This is a genomic window from Vibrio sp. 1CM23M (genome assembly GCF_023161755.1).
GTDB classification, from domain to species: Bacteria; Pseudomonadota; Gammaproteobacteria; order Enterobacterales; family Vibrionaceae; genus Vibrio; species Vibrio coralliirubri.
Genome location: NZ_JALNTR010000004.1, coordinates 59,860 through 75,152, shown reverse-complemented (window position 1 = coordinate 75,152; position 15,293 = coordinate 59,860). Strand labels below are relative to the sequence as shown.

General features: G+C 43.9%; 17 protein-coding genes. 7 read left to right on the top strand and 10 right to left on the bottom strand.

Annotated features, from left to right (window positions below; translation table 11 throughout):
• The first annotated feature begins 138 nt into the window (after positions 1–138).
• Both dapA and bamC read left to right on the top strand, forming a co-directional pair.
• Positions 139–1,017, top strand: a complete 879-nt coding sequence (dapA, locus tag MSG35_RS14580) for a 4-hydroxy-tetrahydrodipicolinate synthase (protein WP_017060704.1) — start codon at positions 139–141, stop codon at positions 1,015–1,017.
• A gap of 48 nt (positions 1,018–1,065) precedes the next feature.
• Positions 1,066–2,112: an outer membrane protein assembly factor BamC gene (bamC, locus tag MSG35_RS14575; RefSeq protein ID WP_248337043.1), complete on the top strand. Its 1,047-nt coding sequence runs from the start codon at positions 1,066–1,068 to the stop codon at positions 2,110–2,112.
• A 148-nt stretch (positions 2,113–2,260) separates the two neighbouring features.
• Here bamC and MSG35_RS14570 read toward each other — a convergent pair whose 3' ends face one another.
• From MSG35_RS14570 to MSG35_RS14555, 4 genes are all read right to left on the bottom strand, one after another.
• Complete coding sequence (locus MSG35_RS14570) at positions 2,261–2,470, bottom strand: DUF2897 family protein (protein ID WP_019821638.1); 210 nt, start codon at positions 2,468–2,470, stop codon at positions 2,261–2,263.
• Positions 2,471–2,478: 8 nt separating this feature from the next.
• Entirely contained in the window at positions 2,479–3,153 is a 675-nt protein-coding gene (locus tag MSG35_RS14565) for a M15 family metallopeptidase (protein ID WP_086970665.1), read from the bottom strand.
• A gap of 45 nt (positions 3,154–3,198) precedes the next feature.
• Complete coding sequence (dapE, locus tag MSG35_RS14560) at positions 3,199–4,335, bottom strand: succinyl-diaminopimelate desuccinylase (protein ID WP_248384413.1); 1,137 nt, start codon at positions 4,333–4,335, stop codon at positions 3,199–3,201.
• A gap of 98 nt (positions 4,336–4,433) precedes the next feature.
• Positions 4,434–4,781, bottom strand: a complete 348-nt coding sequence (locus MSG35_RS14555; protein ID WP_017060699.1) for an ArsC family reductase — start codon at positions 4,779–4,781, stop codon at positions 4,434–4,436.
• 205 nt (positions 4,782–4,986) lie between these two features.
• Here MSG35_RS14555 and MSG35_RS14550 point away from each other — a divergent pair, with 205 nt between their 5' ends.
• On the top strand, positions 4,987–5,274 hold the full coding sequence (locus MSG35_RS14550; RefSeq protein ID WP_004734273.1) for a helix-turn-helix domain-containing protein: 288 nt from the start codon (positions 4,987–4,989) through the stop codon (positions 5,272–5,274).
• Positions 5,275–5,365: 91 nt separating this feature from the next.
• On the opposite strand, the gene MSG35_RS14545 is transcribed toward MSG35_RS14550, so the two are convergent.
• Together MSG35_RS14545 and MSG35_RS14540 are read right to left on the bottom strand one after the other, a co-directional pair.
• Complete coding sequence (locus MSG35_RS14545; protein ID WP_248384412.1) at positions 5,366–5,698, bottom strand: DUF4156 domain-containing protein; 333 nt, start codon at positions 5,696–5,698, stop codon at positions 5,366–5,368.
• 12 nt (positions 5,699–5,710) lie between these two features.
• On the bottom strand, positions 5,711–6,055 hold the full coding sequence (locus MSG35_RS14540; RefSeq protein WP_248384410.1) for a DUF2956 domain-containing protein: 345 nt from the start codon (positions 6,053–6,055) through the stop codon (positions 5,711–5,713).
• 109 nt (positions 6,056–6,164) lie between these two features.
• Between MSG35_RS14540 and MSG35_RS14535 the strand changes: the two genes are divergently transcribed.
• From MSG35_RS14535 to MSG35_RS14520, 4 genes are all read left to right on the top strand, one after another.
• Entirely contained in the window at positions 6,165–6,626 is a 462-nt protein-coding gene (locus MSG35_RS14535) for a DUF2919 domain-containing protein (RefSeq protein ID WP_248384408.1), read from the top strand.
• A gap of 66 nt (positions 6,627–6,692) precedes the next feature.
• On the top strand, positions 6,693–7,616 hold the full coding sequence (locus MSG35_RS14530) for a Dyp-type peroxidase (protein WP_248384406.1): 924 nt from the start codon (positions 6,693–6,695) through the stop codon (positions 7,614–7,616).
• Positions 7,617–7,737: 121 nt separating this feature from the next.
• Positions 7,738–8,871, top strand: a complete 1,134-nt coding sequence (locus MSG35_RS14525) for a flagellin (RefSeq protein WP_248384404.1) — start codon at positions 7,738–7,740, stop codon at positions 8,869–8,871.
• Positions 8,872–9,168: 297 nt separating this feature from the next.
• Entirely contained in the window at positions 9,169–10,302 is a 1,134-nt protein-coding gene (locus MSG35_RS14520; protein WP_010436625.1) for a flagellin, read from the top strand.
• A gap of 845 nt (positions 10,303–11,147) precedes the next feature.
• On the opposite strand, the gene crr is transcribed toward MSG35_RS14520, so the two are convergent.
• The 4 genes from crr to cysK form a co-directional block, all read right to left on the bottom strand.
• Positions 11,148–11,657, bottom strand: coding sequence for a PTS glucose transporter subunit IIA (gene crr, locus MSG35_RS14515; RefSeq protein ID WP_004737851.1), 510 nt, complete (start codon positions 11,655–11,657; stop codon positions 11,148–11,150).
• Positions 11,658–11,763: 106 nt separating this feature from the next.
• Positions 11,764–13,488 (bottom strand): phosphoenolpyruvate-protein phosphotransferase PtsI, encoded by a 1,725-nt coding sequence (gene ptsI / locus MSG35_RS14510; protein WP_248384402.1) that lies wholly within the window; start codon positions 13,486–13,488, stop codon positions 11,764–11,766.
• A gap of 136 nt (positions 13,489–13,624) precedes the next feature.
• Positions 13,625–13,882 (bottom strand): HPr family phosphocarrier protein, encoded by a 258-nt coding sequence (locus tag MSG35_RS14505; protein WP_004734263.1) that lies wholly within the window; start codon positions 13,880–13,882, stop codon positions 13,625–13,627.
• Between the two features lie 302 nt (positions 13,883–14,184).
• Entirely contained in the window at positions 14,185–15,153 is a 969-nt protein-coding gene (gene cysK / locus MSG35_RS14500; RefSeq protein ID WP_017061934.1) for a cysteine synthase A, read from the bottom strand.
• Positions 15,154–15,293: the final 140 nt, after the last annotated feature.

Here is a 15,293-nt window from a genome sequence, read left to right as displayed (position 1 = left end):
GAACGCCGTTAGAAGTCGTTTTACCTCAAACATACGACAATATTTAATGCAGATGTTGCCGGTAAGCCACTTTAATGTCTTGTGTTTATTGATTGGCTTACAGTAACATGCAAAAAGAATAAATTAAGGGAGATAGACATGTTTTCAGGAAGTATCGTTGCGCTAGTTACGCCATTTAATACAGATGGTGAAGTGGATTTCGACAGCCTTAAAAAGTTAGTTGAGCACCATATTGCTGCAGGTAGTGATGGTCTGGTTGCGGTTGGCACAACAGGTGAGTCTTCAACACTCACTATTGAAGAGCATGTCAAAGTCGTCAATAAGATCGTTGAATTTGCTGATGGTCGTATTCCCGTTATCGCTGGTACAGGTGCAAATGCAACTCACGAATCTGTTCTATTCAGCCGTTTGTTGAATGGTTCTGGTATTGCTGGTTGCCTGAGTGTAACGCCTTACTACAACAAACCGACTCAAGAAGGTTTGTACCAACACTACAAAGCGATTGCTGAAGTCAGTGACGTTCCACAAATCCTATACAATGTTCCAGGTCGTACTGCGGTAGACTTGCTTCCAGAAACGGTTGCTCGCCTTGCTGAGATCGAAAACATCGTTGCACTTAAAGATGCGACGGGTGATCTCGACAGAATTGCAATTCACCGTGAACTTTGTGGCGAAGACTTTATCTTACTAAGTGGTGATGACTTAACAGGTCTAGAATTTGTTAAGCGTGGTGGCGATGGCGTGATTTCTGTAACGAATAATGTTGCAGCCGCTGATATGGCAACCATGTTCAAGCTAGCGAAAGAAGGTAAGTTTGAAGAAGCAGAAGCGATCAATGAGCGTTTGATGCCTCTACATAAGAATTTGTTCGTTGAGTCTAACCCTATTCCCGTAAAATGGGCGGTTCATAAAATGGGTCTGATTGCTGAAGGTGGCTTACGTCTACCGCTGACTGAACTGTCAGAGCCAGCTCAACCTGTTGTTGCTCAAGCAATGACTGAAGCGTGCATTTACTAAAACGTATGAAGTGATGCCGAAGCGAACCTTCGGCATTTAGGAGTATAAATGAAGTATTCTCACCAGCTAGTGATTGGGTCACTGGCTGTTTTCGTTCTTACAGCATGTTCTGGCAGCCCGACTCAACGTCGCCAAGCCAAAGATGATTTCGAATACTTAGAAACACCTGAGTTTTCACAATGGCAGTTGCCTGAAGATGCTCAGCCTCAGTTCTACCCAAATTTTGACATCCCAAGCGGTGAATTCAGTGGTGGTACAGGTCGTGAAGTGGATATTCGTCCACCGCAACAGGTTCTTGAACTGATCCCGGGTGCTCGTGCTGAGCGTCAAAACGGTGAAGTGACACTATGGCTTCTTCGTGCTGAAGAGGCTGACCGCGTGTGGCAAACGGCTGTAGATATGCTGGCTCAGCGTGGCATTGGTATTCGTGAGCAATCAGAGAATGAGATTGAGACCGATTGGGTAACTTGGGTTTCTGAAGATGAAGACGTAGAGATTGGCAGCCGCTACTCTATCTCTCGTTTCCAAGCAAACAACCGTCATGGCTTCAAGATTAATCTGATTGATTGGCGTGAAGGTACTGAAGAGAAACCAGTAACGGCAACCAATAAAGAGCGTTACAACGCGTTCCTGACCAACCTAGTTATGGCTAAGTACGATGAAAACCTTCGTGCTGAAGCGGCGCTGAAAGCGCAAGAGTTGGTGAAGCGCATTCCAATTTCAATGGGTGCTGACCGTAGTGGTTTCCCTGTGATTATTGCTCGTACGCCATACAATGTATTCTGGCAGCGTCTGCCTAACTTGTTGCCTGAAATGGGCTTTGAGCTTGAAGAACGCAATCAATCTCAGGGTACGGTGAAGGCGAAGTACGCAGCACCAGATGATGAGTTCTGGGAAGAAATTGGCCTACAGCCTATCGACTTAGCGCCAGGCACTTACAACTTCCTATTTGGTGATCTTGGCAACCGTACGTCAATCAACGTAACGGATGCATCAGGTAAGCCAGTAGAAGAAGAGCTGCTTAAATCAATGGTTCCGGTACTGGCGCATATTGCTGACCAAACCAAAGATGACAAAGAAGCGAAAGCTGAGTAGTTGCACTTAAGCCGTCACAGAGCTGAGTTAAATCAGCCTTGTGATTAGCTCAAGCAAATAAAAAAGAGGACACACTGTGTCCTCTTTTTTTGTATTCGTTGTCATCAGGCTATATTAGTCAATCAAGCTGATTAGCCAAAGAAAAAAACTATGCGTCTTTATTGTCTTTGGATTCTTCTTTTTCAGCTTTCTCTTGGTTAAGTTTATCCAAGCGATTGAGCTTATCTAAGTCTCGCTCAGTTTTACCACGTCCCGTCAGATCCATATTGGCGGTCTGTTTGAGCGCTGCGATGTTGCCCACCACAACGCTAACCACGATGATGATGATAACCCAAGGGTTTGTAAGCCACTCCAACATAAGCGCTCCTAATGACTGATATTCGCTACGAAGCGTGCATAGATCTCGTCTAGCTGCTCCATAATAATCTCATACCCTAATATTGGCTTAGATTGGAGTTGCTTGCCAAGTAAAGTCGGAGATAACTGTGATAAACACGACTCCGATACTTTGCGATGGCTGATATGCCATGGTTCGACCGCCACACCGCCGAGGTCTTCGCTATAAGGGAAAAAGAACCCAAATTGCGAAGCGTGAACAGATAACCATTGGTAAAACGCTTGCTGGTGGCCAGTAAGGTATTCCCATGGCTCTAATTGCAGCTGTGTACCTTCAGGTAAGTCGTTTCGAGCAAAGACATCAAAGTCACAACCCCAATGATGACGGCTCGCTCCGGGAAGGGCAGACCACCTCAGGATTGCCGACAATTTCTGATGTTCACTGAGTGTTGAAGCATCAAGGGGTTGGCTATCTGAATCTAATATTGGCGCTTCACCAGAAAACTTACGGTTCCAAATCAGAGATTGCCTTGCGTAGTCGCGAAAGCCACTGGCAATCTCCATTTTGAAACCAGCAAGTTGAGCAGCTTCAATCAAATTGTTTAGGTCATCTTTGACCTCACTGTGAACCAAGAAGGTTTTGCTGCCAATGAGGCTAGGTTCTAGATGAGAATCTGATTGTCCGGTTAGCTGCTCTGGTGTCATAACGTGTCTCACAATAATTAGATGCTATGAATCGTTGATGAAAGACTATTTAGCGAACAGGTTCACTAATGTTCTTTCGTACATGTCAGTTAGCTTCTCTAAATCCGCCACTGTCACGCATTCGTTAACCTTGTGAATGGTCGCATTCACAGGGCCTAGTTCTACCACTTGTCCTTTCATTCGAGCAATAAAGCGTCCGTCAGATGTACCACCTGTGGTAAGCAGCGCAGGCTTAACATCATTTACATGACCGACAGCATCGACAATAGCATCAAGCAATGAACCAGCGTCTGTTAAGAACGGGTCGCCATTGAAGGTCCATTTCAGATCGTATTCGAAGTCGTACTTATCGAGCGTCGTTGTGATTCGCTCAACGATGATGTCGTTGCTTAACTCTGTGCTAAAACGCAGGTTAAACTGAACATTAAACTCACCAGGAATCACATTTGAAGCCCCCGTTCCTGCGCTTACATTTGGGATTTGGAAACTGGTTGGTGGGAAGTAATCATTACCTTTGTCCCACTCAGTCGTTGCCAACTCGTTGATTGCAAGCAGAGAGCTGTGTACCGGGTTATTCGCAAGGTGAGGGTAGGCAACGTGACCTTGTGTACCTTTAATCGTTAGGTCACCAGTGATAGAGCCACGACGGCCGTTCTTAACGACATCACCCACGAACTCAGTGCTCGATGGTTCACCAACGATACACATATCGATGTTTTCACCACGTGCCATTAATGCTTCAACAACACGTACTGTACCGTTGATGAAAGGGCCTTCTTCATCTGAAGTGATCAAGAAACCGATTGAGCCTGTGTGGTCTGGGTGTTTGGCAATGAACTGCTCGACGGCAACAATCATTGAAGCCAGAGAGCCTTTCATATCAGCAGCGCCACGGCCATGTAGGAAACCGTCTACGATAGTCGGTTCGAATGGCTTAGTGTTCCACTGTTCGATTGGGCCTGCAGGTACCACATCAGTGTGACCAGCAAAAGCAAACAGAGGCGCTTCAGTACCACGACGAGCCCAGAAGTTGGTAGTATCTTCAAATACCATCACTTCGATTTCAAAACCGAGTGCTTTTAAGCGTTCAATCATCAGGTCTTGGCAGCCTGCATCTTCTGGTGTTACCGATTGGCGGCTGATTAGGTCTTTTGCCAGAGCCAAAGTTGGGCTATCTGTCATCCTTGAATTCCTTGTTTAAATAAAACGTCTAGTCATTAATTTTTAGAAGCTGATTCAATGATCAACGTCCAGTTGTCTGTCTATGTAAATACAACGATCTAAGCAAAAATAGCCGCGTATTGGTCGGCTTTAAATCCGATGTGAAGCTTACCTTCAACTTTTAAGATTGGGCGCTTGATCATGGCAGGTTGTTCAACAAGCAAAGTCACCGCTTTTTCTTCTGTTAGGGTGTCTTTCTGTTCTTGAGAAAGTTGGCGATAAGTCGTACCACGTTTGTTTAGCACAAGCTCCCAACCTAGCTCAGAGCAGAAGCTTGTTACTAGCTCTTCTGTGATGCCTTGTTTGCGATAATCGTGAAATTCGAACTCGATACCTTCAGCTTCGAGCCATTTCTTTGCTTTTTTAATGGTGTCGCAATTTGGGATACCAAACATGGTGATAGTCATTATTCTTCCTTTGAGTGATTTTATTTCATTGTTATGAGTTGAATCCTATCAGGAAGCAGCAACTCAGACAAAATAGAGTGATGAATATTTCATAGAGTGAAAAAAAAGCGTAAGAAAATGTCACTATTGGAGACTTATTGATCAGCCTCAACATGTTGTCAGCGAAAAAAGAAATAATTGAGCTGCACATATATAGGAGGTGTCAATGGAGTTGAGTCCTGTTTTTGCAAGGCGGCTATATTTAGCATTGTTAGTGGAAAGCCTTGATAGGCCAAATGTGCCTAAACTCATCGAAAAAACGGGGTGGCCTCGTCGTACTATTCAAGATGTACTCAAGGCGTTACCGGGGATCGGTATTGAACTTATGTTTGTTCAAGATGGGCGACGTCATAATGATGGCTATTACCAGTTATCCGACTGGGGGCCATTTGACAGTCAATGGGTTATCCAGCGTAAAGGCGATATAGCAACAAGCCTTGGATTTAGTGCATAAGCCAGCGAAAGCTGGCTTTCTTTTTTTTGAATAGAAATAGTAGGGAGTATCTCGCTCATTTGAGTGGTGAGCTACCTCATTACGTTTCTATTTACTTACACAGATAGACAGTTCCCAGCATAGTCACGGAAGTGGAAAAATCTTGGGGAAGTGTGAATATCACGGTATCTGCGCCGAGCTCAATCGTATTCGACTTGAGTTCATTCATGGCGCCTTGAATCAATGTGTCATTCGGGTAAAACAGGTAGCTGTACCAATGGCCTTCGCTGCCAGTGACTTCCCCTTTATACTCGCATTGCTCGATATTAATCACACCGTGGTAATCCATTTGCACTTTGTCAGCTTCGCTATGAGGTATTGATGTTGGTGTCGTGCAACCTAACAATGCACCACTCATAGCGAAAGCGATTAATTCCTTTTTCATACGATTACCCTGTTATTTCATCAAATAAATTGCGAAGCCTATCCAGCTAACGACCAGTAGTAGCCACGGTAATTTGCTGCCGTGATTTGATGTTGTTGCAACACTCGTGTCGACATTCTGTTCTTGGTCTTGATTAGTCTGTTGAGTTTGTTTCTCTTTCTGTACTCGCTTTTTTGCTTTGTCGGCTTGGCGACTGCGCTCTTTTTGCTGTTTCTTGTACAGTGCGATGCCTTTCTCGATACCTTGAGCAATCAACTTAGTTTGTTCTTTGGTTTGAGCTGGCTTTTGAGTCGCTTTGGCTATCTTCAGTGCTTCTTGTTGAGATTCAACAGACGGTGTATTAGTTTTCTTTTTCATACTGAGTTCGATAATTAAAACGGATTGGCTACTAAGATAACGCAAAGCTAGTTAAGTATGAATGATTTGCGTTAAAGTGTTAGTTTGAAAATAACTGAAAGTGAGATTTGTGCGGTACTCCATAGAACAATACGATAAGCACGGCTTTTTAAAAGCCCCAATCCTATTATGGTTAGGTTGGCTGTTTCTGGCGAAAGCTTTGGTTGTTTTCATTGTCGCAGGAGCAAGCCGAGAGTCGGGCACTGACATACTCGAAATTATCTATCCAGATCATCAAATGTTTTATGTCGGGATCGCGTTGAGTGTGCCTAGCTTGCTACTGATGTGGCTATTTGGGCTAAGATCGCCAGATAGAAAACGCCTCAATAAAGTCGTGTCTTGGGGGCGTTGGGTCACCATGACGGCTATCTTGGCGCAGGGCTCCCATACAATTTATTTAATCTATTTGGATAATGGATGGTTCAGCTGGTCCAATGGCATTACTTTATTGCTGCTTTTATGGTTATCGCTTTACCTGACCAATAGCCATGCTGCTAGGGACTGCTTTAAAGTGGTTGAGCACGAAGACTGATTCTCATCAAAACATTTGTCCCATTCCCAATTATACTTAGAAGCTAAAAAATGAAAGGATTAATCTATGCTTAACATCTCAAATGAGCAGCCTAAAATTCAAAGCGCTATCTTGCCAGAAGCTGGGCCTTTCGCTCTTTATGTTCAACTGAAAGTGAATGCTAACGCTGCTAATGTTTTAGCGGAACTTCAAAAGCTTCCGAGTTTAATCGACGAACTAAACCAAACTCAACCTGATGCGAACTTAACGGCATCGGTTGCGTTCTCAAAAGCTTTTTGGGATAAGTTCGAGCAAGCAGCGCCCGCTGATTTGATTGACTTCCCTGCGCTGGGTGAAGGTGATATCACTGCACCGAGCACATTGTCTGATGTTCTGATTCACTGTCATTCAAATCGACATGATCTGCACTTCTTTATCCTACGCAAATTACTATCTGAAGTCGCTGCGGACGTTGAAGTCGTTGATGAAACCTACGGTTACCGATTCCTCGATTCTCGTGATATGACAGACTTTGTTGATGGCACTGAAAACCCGAAAGATGCACAACGTGCTGAAGTCGCTATTGTGCCTGAGGGTGAATTCGCTGGTGGTAGTTATGTAATGGTGCAGCGTTTTGTGCACAACCTGCCAGCTTGGAATCGTTTGAATGTATCGGCACAAGAGAAAGTGATTGGCCGAACTAAACCTGATTCAATTGAGTTAGATGATGTTCCTGCGGCGTCTCACGTTGGCCGTGTGGATATCAAAGAAGAAGGCAAGGGGCTTAAGATTGTTCGCCACAGCCTACCTTACGGTACTGCTACGGGCGATCACGGCTTACTGTTCATTGCTTACTGTAACGTTCGTCATAACTTCGATGCGATGTTAGAGAGCATGTACGGCGCAACAGATGGCAAAACAGACCAACTGCTTCGCTTTACCAAAGCAGTGACTGGCGCTTACTACTTTGCACCTTCAACTGACTTGTTGAGTGCATTAACGATTAAGTAAATCACCTCATCTGCAGCAAAGAAAGGGAGCCTCAGGGCTCCTTTTTTATTAAAGCTTTATATGAACTGGTCGATATAAGAGCAATCGTGAGTTTTATTCATCTTTTTGTAAGCGAAGGTCTATGGCTATAACTGTTAATACGAATGTCTCGGCGTTAGTGGCTCAGAGAAATCTCTCTAATGCTAATAACATGCTGAATCAATCTTTGGAGCGCTTAGCTTCAGGGATCCGTATTAATAGTGCAAAAGACGATGCGGCTGGCTTACAGATCTCAAATCGATTAGAAGCACAGATGAGTGGCATTGATGTTGCTGTTCGAAATGCTAACGACGGTATCTCCATTATGCAGACTGCAGAAGGAGCGATGAATGAAACTACTAATATCATGCAGCGCATGCGAGACTTATCTCTACAAGCGAGTAACGGCTCGAATAGTTCATCGGAACGAATCGCTATTCAAGAAGAAGTCACCGCCTTAAATGACGAGCTGAATCGTATTGCAGAGACCACTTCATTTGGGGGTAAAAAGCTCCTTAACGGCAGTTTTGGGCACACCTCGTTTCAAATCGGCGGCAGTTCGGGCGAAGCGGTGCAGATTGGTTTGAAAAGCATGCGTACTGATGACATCAACATGGGCGGCTTTAGCTATGTTGCTAATGGCAAGGCCAGTGATTCATGGGAAGTGAAATCAAACCAGAATGATATGACGATGTCGTTTACTGATCGTTTTGGTCAGCCACAAGAAATCACCATCAACGCGAAAGCGGGCGATGATATTGAAGAGTTAGCGACTTACATTAATGGTCAAACGGATCTCGTATCGGCTTCTGTTAATGATGACGGACAGCTTCAGATTTATATGTCTGGTGAAGATACCGCGGGCACGATCTCTTTTTCAGGTTCGTTAGCAAGTGAACTTTCGATGTCGGCGGGTTATTACGAATCAGTCGATGACATTAATGTAACGGATGTGGGTGGTGCTCAGCGTGCCGTCTCTATTTTGGATACGGCGATGAAGTATGTCGATAGCCATCGCTCTGAATTAGGGGCAATGCAAAACCGCTTTGATCATGCCATTAATAATCTTGAAAACGTTCACGAGAATTTGGCGACATCAAACAGTCGAATCAAAGATACCGACTACGCCAAAGAAACCACTCAAATGCTCAAGCAACAAATACTGCAGCAAGTGAGCACAACGATACTCGCTCAAGCCAAGCAAGCGCCGAATCTAGCTTTAACGTTATTAGGTTAATGAATTACCTCGAATCTTATAAAGGCATTTCAGCTTAGCTAGTGCTTTTTGGCGAATAAAAACACAATTTCTCACTCGACAGACTTCCCGGCAACTTTAGCGATTTTCTCATCTTTTTTCGATAATTTTACGACCAGTCACGCTTTATTCTGTTTTACCGCTATTTCTTTAATTTTGTTGTTTTTTTCCTAAAGGTTTCGCCAGTCACGCCGTTATTAAAAGTAACTTAGAGATAACTACTTGGTTTTCCGAGACGTCGGAAACCGCTATACCGGAAAATCAATTGGAGAAGTCACCATGGCAGTGAATGTAAATACAAACGTTTCAGCGATGACAGCGCAACGTTACCTAAACAACGCAAACAGCGCACAACAAACATCAATGGAGCGTCTAGCTTCAGGCTCAAAAATCAACAGCGCAAAAGATGACGCTGCGGGCCTACAAATCTCGAACCGTTTGAACGTTCAAAGTCGTGGTCTTGATGTTGCTGTACGTAACGCGAACGACGGTATCTCAATTGCACAAACAGCTGAAGGTGCAATGAACGAGACGACTAACATCCTGCAACGTATGCGTGATTTGTCTCTACAATCTTCAAACGGCTCAAACTCAAAATCTGAGCGTGTAGCGATTCAAGAAGAAGTAACAGCACTGAACGACGAACTGAACCGTATCGCGGAAACGACGTCTTTTGGTGGCAACAAGTTACTTAACGGTACTCACGGTACTAAATCATTCCAAATCGGTGCGGACAACGGTGAAGCGGTAATGCTTCAACTGAAAGACATGCGTTCTGATAACGCTCAGATGGGTGGTAAGAGCTACCAAACTGAGAACGCGAAAGATAAAGACTGGAACGTTCAAGCGGGTTCTAACGACCTGAAACTATCGTTCACCGACAACTTCGGCCAAGCGCAAGAAATCGACATCAACGCAAAAGCGGGTGACGATATCGAAGAGCTAGCAACGTACATCAACGGTCAACAAGACTCTGTGAAAGCGTCTGTAACTGAAGATGGCAAGCTACAAATGTTTACTGGTAACAACAAAGTTGAAGGCGAAGTAGCATTCTCAGGCAGCTTGGCTGGCGAACTAGGCATGCAACCTGGTAAAGACGTAACCGTTGATACTATTGACGTAACATCAGTTGGCGGCGCACAAGAGTCTGTAGCTGTTATCGATGCGGCACTTAAGTATGTAGATAGCCACCGTGCTGAGTTAGGTGCTTTCCAAAACCGTTTCGATCACGCTATCAGCAACTTAGACAACATTAACGAAAACGTTAACGCGTCTAAGAGTCGTATTAAAGATACCGACTTCGCGAAAGAAACGACTCAGATGACTAAGTCTCAGATCCTTTCTCAAGCTTCAAGCTCGATTCTTGCTCAAGCGAAGCAAGCGCCGAACTCGGCACTTAGCCTACTAGGTTAATCGATTAAAAAGCCACGTTGACTATAAGCGCTGTTGATCATAAGCGTTAACGTTAGGCTTCCACAAATTAGCTCGTGGTGAGAGATGAGCGCTAAACAGACCCAGCTTCGGCTGGGTTTTTTATTGCCTGTTATTTGGTGAGCGAAGGACTCGGGAAATAGTAGAGTTGATGATCAGGAGTAAAAGCGTGATTCCCTATCACGTTCGTGCCTCACTGTAGGGAATGACGGCTATAGGGTGGTATTGATCCATTGTTTACCTGAATCGAAGTCTTTAGTCGTCATCTCAGAATCGAGTAGAACGAGATATCAGAGATCTAGCTTTACGAGGAAGGTGTTTTAAAACTATTGTCGACGGGGCAGGTAATGACGAGTGCTCTACAGGTCAGTAAGGATATATACGTCATTCCAGAACCGAGTAGAACGAGGTATCAGGAATCTGCTTTTGGTCTAGAAGTAAGTCAGATGTTAGGCTCTTGTTGTAGTCGACAGACAATAAGCTAGATAAAGCTGATAACCTAGAGCATAGATGAGGAATCAATGATGATTGCTATCTCAGAATCGAGCGAAATGAGATACCAAAGAACCGGCGCTTGTCGAAAGTCATACCGCGTGCTCTAACGCATGGGATCTGCGCTTATGGTGGCGTTTAACATGGTTTAATAACAAAGTAGGGTTATGTTGGTAATTAAGAATTGGGTATTACTGTGGCTTATTGAGGGATTGTTTACAGCAAGGTGAGGAGTAGTAATCAGAAATGTTGTTTGAGGAACTCGAGCAATATAACAGGCACAAAAAACGCCACCCTTAGGTAGCGTTTTAATTAAAGCATATAAGTAATCGAAATTACTTAGTTACTTTAAGAACTGGAGTTTCGCCAACAGTTACAGAACCAGAAAGCTTGTTCAGCTCCTTGATTTCGTCCATGTTAGAGATAACAACTGGAGTAAGCGTAGATTTCGCTTTCTCTTCTAGAAGCGCTAGGTCGAAAGTGATGATAGTGTCACCAGCTTTAACAGATTGACCTTCTTCAGCTACACGAGTGAAGCCTTCGCCTTTAAGCTCAACAGTATCGATACCGAAGTGAACGAAAAGCTCAACACCGTCGTCAGACTCGATAGAGAATGCGTGGTTAGTTTCGAAGATCTTACCGATAGTACCGTTAACTGGAGCTACCATTTTGTCGCCAGCTGGTTTGATAGCGATGCCGTCACCAACGATTTTTTCAGCGAAAACTACATCTGGCACGTCTTCGATGTTTACGATTTCACCAGAAAGAGGTGCGATGATTTCGATTGCACCAGCATCAGCGCTGTCATCAGATACAAGCTTTTTCAGTTTGTCAAACAGACCCATTGTGTCATGCTCCTAACGTTTAGTTTTATTCTGTAGAATATACTATACCAATCTAACAAATTAGACGACTATTTTTAGCCGTCTAACTTTATTAAGCATTTGGCGATTACTGAGTTTTCTCAGCGATGAATTTTTCTACGCAAGCTTCAATTTCTGCAGCTGTAGGTAGAGATAGTGCTTCGTCAGCCATAGCTTTAACTTCAGCGAAGTTAGAGTTACGGATTACTTTCTTCACTTTAGGGATAGAGATGCCGCTCATAGAGAACTCATCTAGACCCATACCAAGAAGAAGTAGCGTTGCACGTTCATCACCAGCAAGCTCACCACACATACCAGTCCACTTACCTTCAGCGTGTGATGCGTCGATCACTTGCTTGATTACTGTAAGAACAGCAGGAGATAGTGGGTTGTATAGGTGAGAAATCATTTCGTTACCACGGTCTACCGCAAGAGTGTATTGCGTTAGGTCGTTAGTACCGATAGAGAAGAAAGATACTTCTTTCGCTAGGTGGTGTGCGATTGCAGCTGCTGCTGGAGTCTCAACCATTACGCCGATTTCGATTTCTTCATCGAAAGCTAGGCCTTCAGCGCGAAGTTCAACTTTGTACTCTTCGATTGCTTTTTTCAGTTCACGGATCTCTTCAACAGAAATGATCATTGGGAACATGATACGTAGTTTACCGTGTGCAGATGCGCGTAGGATACCACGTAGTTGGTCACGTAGGATTTCACGACGATCCAAGCTGATACGTACTGCACGCCAGCCTAGGAAAGGGTTCATCTCTTGTGGAAGGTCCATGTATGGTAGGTCTTTATCGCCACCGATATCCATAGTACGGATAATCACTGACTCGCCTTCCATTGCTTCAGCTACTTCTTTGTAAGCAACGTATTGCTCTTCTTCAGTAGGAAGCGCGTCACGGTCCATAAATAGGAACTCAGTACGGTACAGACCAACGCCTTCACCGCCGTTACGCAGGATACCGTCACAGTCTTTTACTGTACCGATGTTGCCACAAACTTCTACACGGTGACCGTCTAGAGTTTCAGCATGTAAATCTTTTAGTTTTGCTAGTTCAACCGCTTCTGCTTCGAAATCTTCTTTGATTTTCTTCGCTTCTGCTAATTCAGCATCTGAAGGGTTGATGATGATCTTGTTGCTCATCGCGTCTAGCACAAGCATGTCGCCGTTCTTAACTTGCTTAGTGATATCGTTAGTACCAACGATAGCTGGAAGCTCAAGAGAACGTGCCATGATTGAAGTATGAGATGTACGACCGCCGATGTCACAAGCGAAACCAAGAACGTAGTCTAGGTTGATTTGTGCAGTTTCAGATGGCGTTAGGTCGTAAGCAACTAGGATAACTTCTTCATTGATATCTGCTAGAGATACAATGTTGATGCCTAGAGCATTTTTAACGAAACGAGTACCGATATCACGGATATCAGTTGCACGTTCTTTTAGGTACTCATCATCAAGAGACTCTAGTGCAACAGCTTGCTCTTCGATCACAGTGTGGATCGCGTTGTCTGCGTGCATTTTGTCTTTCTTGATGAGTGCTAAAATCTCTTCTTCTAGCTCTTCATCTTCAAGCAGCATGATGTGGCCTTCAAAGATTGCTTCTTTTTCTTCGCCAAAAGTTTCAAGTGCTTTTTGCTTAACAACTTCAAGTTGCTGAGAAGATTTGTTACGAGCGTCAAAGAAACGCTGTACTTCTGCTTCAACTTGGTCGTCAGAGATAGATTGAGTGTTTAGGACAATTTCATCTTCTTGAAGTAGTAGTGCTTTACCGAAAGCAATACCAGGAGATGCTAGGATGCCTGAAATCATAGCCTTACCTTAGTTGTTCAACTGTAAACGGGAGAGTGTGTGACTTTAAGTCGTCGACTAATGTCGCGCTTATTCCTATCTATTTCGAACAAAGCCACTTTGCTATGCAAAATGGCTTTGAAAGAAGGAGACCGTATTAGTGTAGTTGATCCATAAGAGCAACTAGGTGGTCTACTGCTTGCTGAGCTTGAGGACCTTCAGCTGAAATAGTAACGTTAGTACCTTTTACTAGGCCTAAAGTTTGTAGTTTGAACAGGCTTTTCGCGCTAGCGCTTTTGCCGTTAGAAGTCACTGTGATGTCAGCGTCGAAAGATTTTGCTTCTTTAACGAACTGTGCAGCTGGACGAGTGTGAAGACCGTTTTCTGCTGTGATTTCTACTTGCTTCTCGTACATTTTATATACCCCAATTAATTTATTTTTTGTAAGTTTGTAACCAGATTAGCTTAACTGCTTTAGCCCAAATGCGCTAGAGGCTAGTACGCCATGTTCGTGTTAGAACTTAGACTGGTTATAAATTTTTATCCAGCCATGGTCGTCTTTTGTTGAGTACTCATGACTTTCAGAATTTGTTTATTGCTTCTTTTATTTTGAAGCGAAAAATAAAACAGACCCGATATTACCAAAGGTGGGGCAGGGATCAACAAAAAAGCCCCTAAACGGGGCTTTTTTGGACGAAAAATTGATTTGACCACATATTATTGTTGGTTCTCTTTTTCCGTAAAGATGCCAGCAAATAGGGCTGTGCTTAGGTAACGTTCACCAGAACTTGGCAGTACAGTAACGATAGTTTTTCCTGCAAATTCAGGTAGTTCGGCGATTCTGTTCGCTGCTACTACTGCCGCGCCAGATGAGATACCAGCAAGAATACCTTCTTCTTTCATTAAGCGTTGAGCCATCTCGATCGCTTCTTCAGAAGTTACCGATTCAACACGGTCAATAATCTCTAAATCTAGGTTTCCAGGGATGAAACCTGCGCCGATACCTTGAATTTTGTGTGGCGCTGGTTTGATTTCTTCGCCTGCAAGTGCCTGTGCAATCACTGGAGACTCTGCGGGTTCAACCGCTACTGAAGTGATCGCTTTGCCTTTTTCACCTTTAATGTAACGACTTGTACCTGTGATAGTACCGCCTGTACCTACACCCGCGACAAACACATCGATTTCGCCGTCTGTTGCTTCCCAAATTTCAGGACCAGTCGTCTGCTCGTGAATCTGTGGGTTGGCTGGGTTGTTGAACTGTTGTAGTAGTAGGTACTTGTCTGGGTCTGAAGCAACAATCTCTTCTGCTTTAGCAATCGCGCCATTCATACCTTTTGGTGCTTCAGTTAGCACTAGGTTTGCGCCAAGCGCTTTAAGCAACTTACGACGTTCTAGGCTCATTGATTCAGGCATAGTGAGCGTTAGTTTGTAACCGCGTGCTGCTGCTACGAATGCAAGTGCAACACCTGTGTTACCACTGGTAGGCTCAACTAGCTCGATACCTGGCTTAAGCGTACCTGCTTTTTCTGCTTCCCAGATCATGTTTGAACCGATACGACACTTAACACTGAAGCTTGGGTTACGAGCTTCGATCTTAGCTAGGACGTTACCTTTGCTTACTTTGTTAAGGCGGACTAGAGGTGTGTTACCAATCGTTAGGGTGTTGTCTTCGTAGATCTTGCTCATGCGATATTCCTTCATTTAATGACAGAACTAAACGTAGTATATCAATCACTTTACCGTCTAGTGTCTTACGATGTTTATTCAGCTTGAATTTAGATTAAACAAGTTGAAAAAAAGGTAAAAGGATTAAAAAGTTATATCAT

Coding starts and splice junctions, on each gene's coding strand:
- MSG35_RS14530 (WP_248384406.1), top strand. CDS start 6,693: ATGCTTAACATCTCAAATGAGCAGCCTAAAATTCAAAGCGCTATCTTG.
- dapA (WP_017060704.1), top strand. CDS start 139: ATGTTTTCAGGAAGTATCGTTGCGCTAGTTACGCCATTTAATACAGAT.
- MSG35_RS14520 (WP_010436625.1), top strand. CDS start 9,169: ATGGCAGTGAATGTAAATACAAACGTTTCAGCGATGACAGCGCAACGT.
- MSG35_RS14565 (WP_086970665.1), bottom strand. CDS start 3,153: ATGACACCAGAGCAGCTAACCGGACAATCAGATTCTCATCTAGAACCT.
- MSG35_RS14545 (WP_248384412.1), bottom strand. CDS start 5,698: ATGAAAAAGGAATTAATCGCTTTCGCTATGAGTGGTGCATTGTTAGGT.
- cysK (WP_017061934.1), bottom strand. CDS start 15,153: ATGAGCAAGATCTACGAAGACAACACCCTAACGATTGGTAACACACCT.
- MSG35_RS14505 (WP_004734263.1), bottom strand. CDS start 13,882: ATGTACGAGAAGCAAGTAGAAATCACAGCAGAAAACGGTCTTCACACT.
- dapE (WP_248384413.1), bottom strand. CDS start 4,335: ATGACAGATAGCCCAACTTTGGCTCTGGCAAAAGACCTAATCAGCCGC.
- ptsI (WP_248384402.1), bottom strand. CDS start 13,488: ATGATTTCAGGCATCCTAGCATCTCCTGGTATTGCTTTCGGTAAAGCA.
- MSG35_RS14550 (WP_004734273.1), top strand. CDS start 4,987: ATGGAGTTGAGTCCTGTTTTTGCAAGGCGGCTATATTTAGCATTGTTA.
- MSG35_RS14525 (WP_248384404.1), top strand. CDS start 7,738: ATGGCTATAACTGTTAATACGAATGTCTCGGCGTTAGTGGCTCAGAGA.
- crr (WP_004737851.1), bottom strand. CDS start 11,657: ATGGGTCTGTTTGACAAACTGAAAAAGCTTGTATCTGATGACAGCGCT.
- MSG35_RS14555 (WP_017060699.1), bottom strand. CDS start 4,781: ATGACTATCACCATGTTTGGTATCCCAAATTGCGACACCATTAAAAAA.
- MSG35_RS14570 (WP_019821638.1), bottom strand. CDS start 2,470: ATGTTGGAGTGGCTTACAAACCCTTGGGTTATCATCATCATCGTGGTT.
- bamC (WP_248337043.1), top strand. CDS start 1,066: ATGAAGTATTCTCACCAGCTAGTGATTGGGTCACTGGCTGTTTTCGTT.
- MSG35_RS14540 (WP_248384410.1), bottom strand. CDS start 6,055: ATGAAAAAGAAAACTAATACACCGTCTGTTGAATCTCAACAAGAAGCA.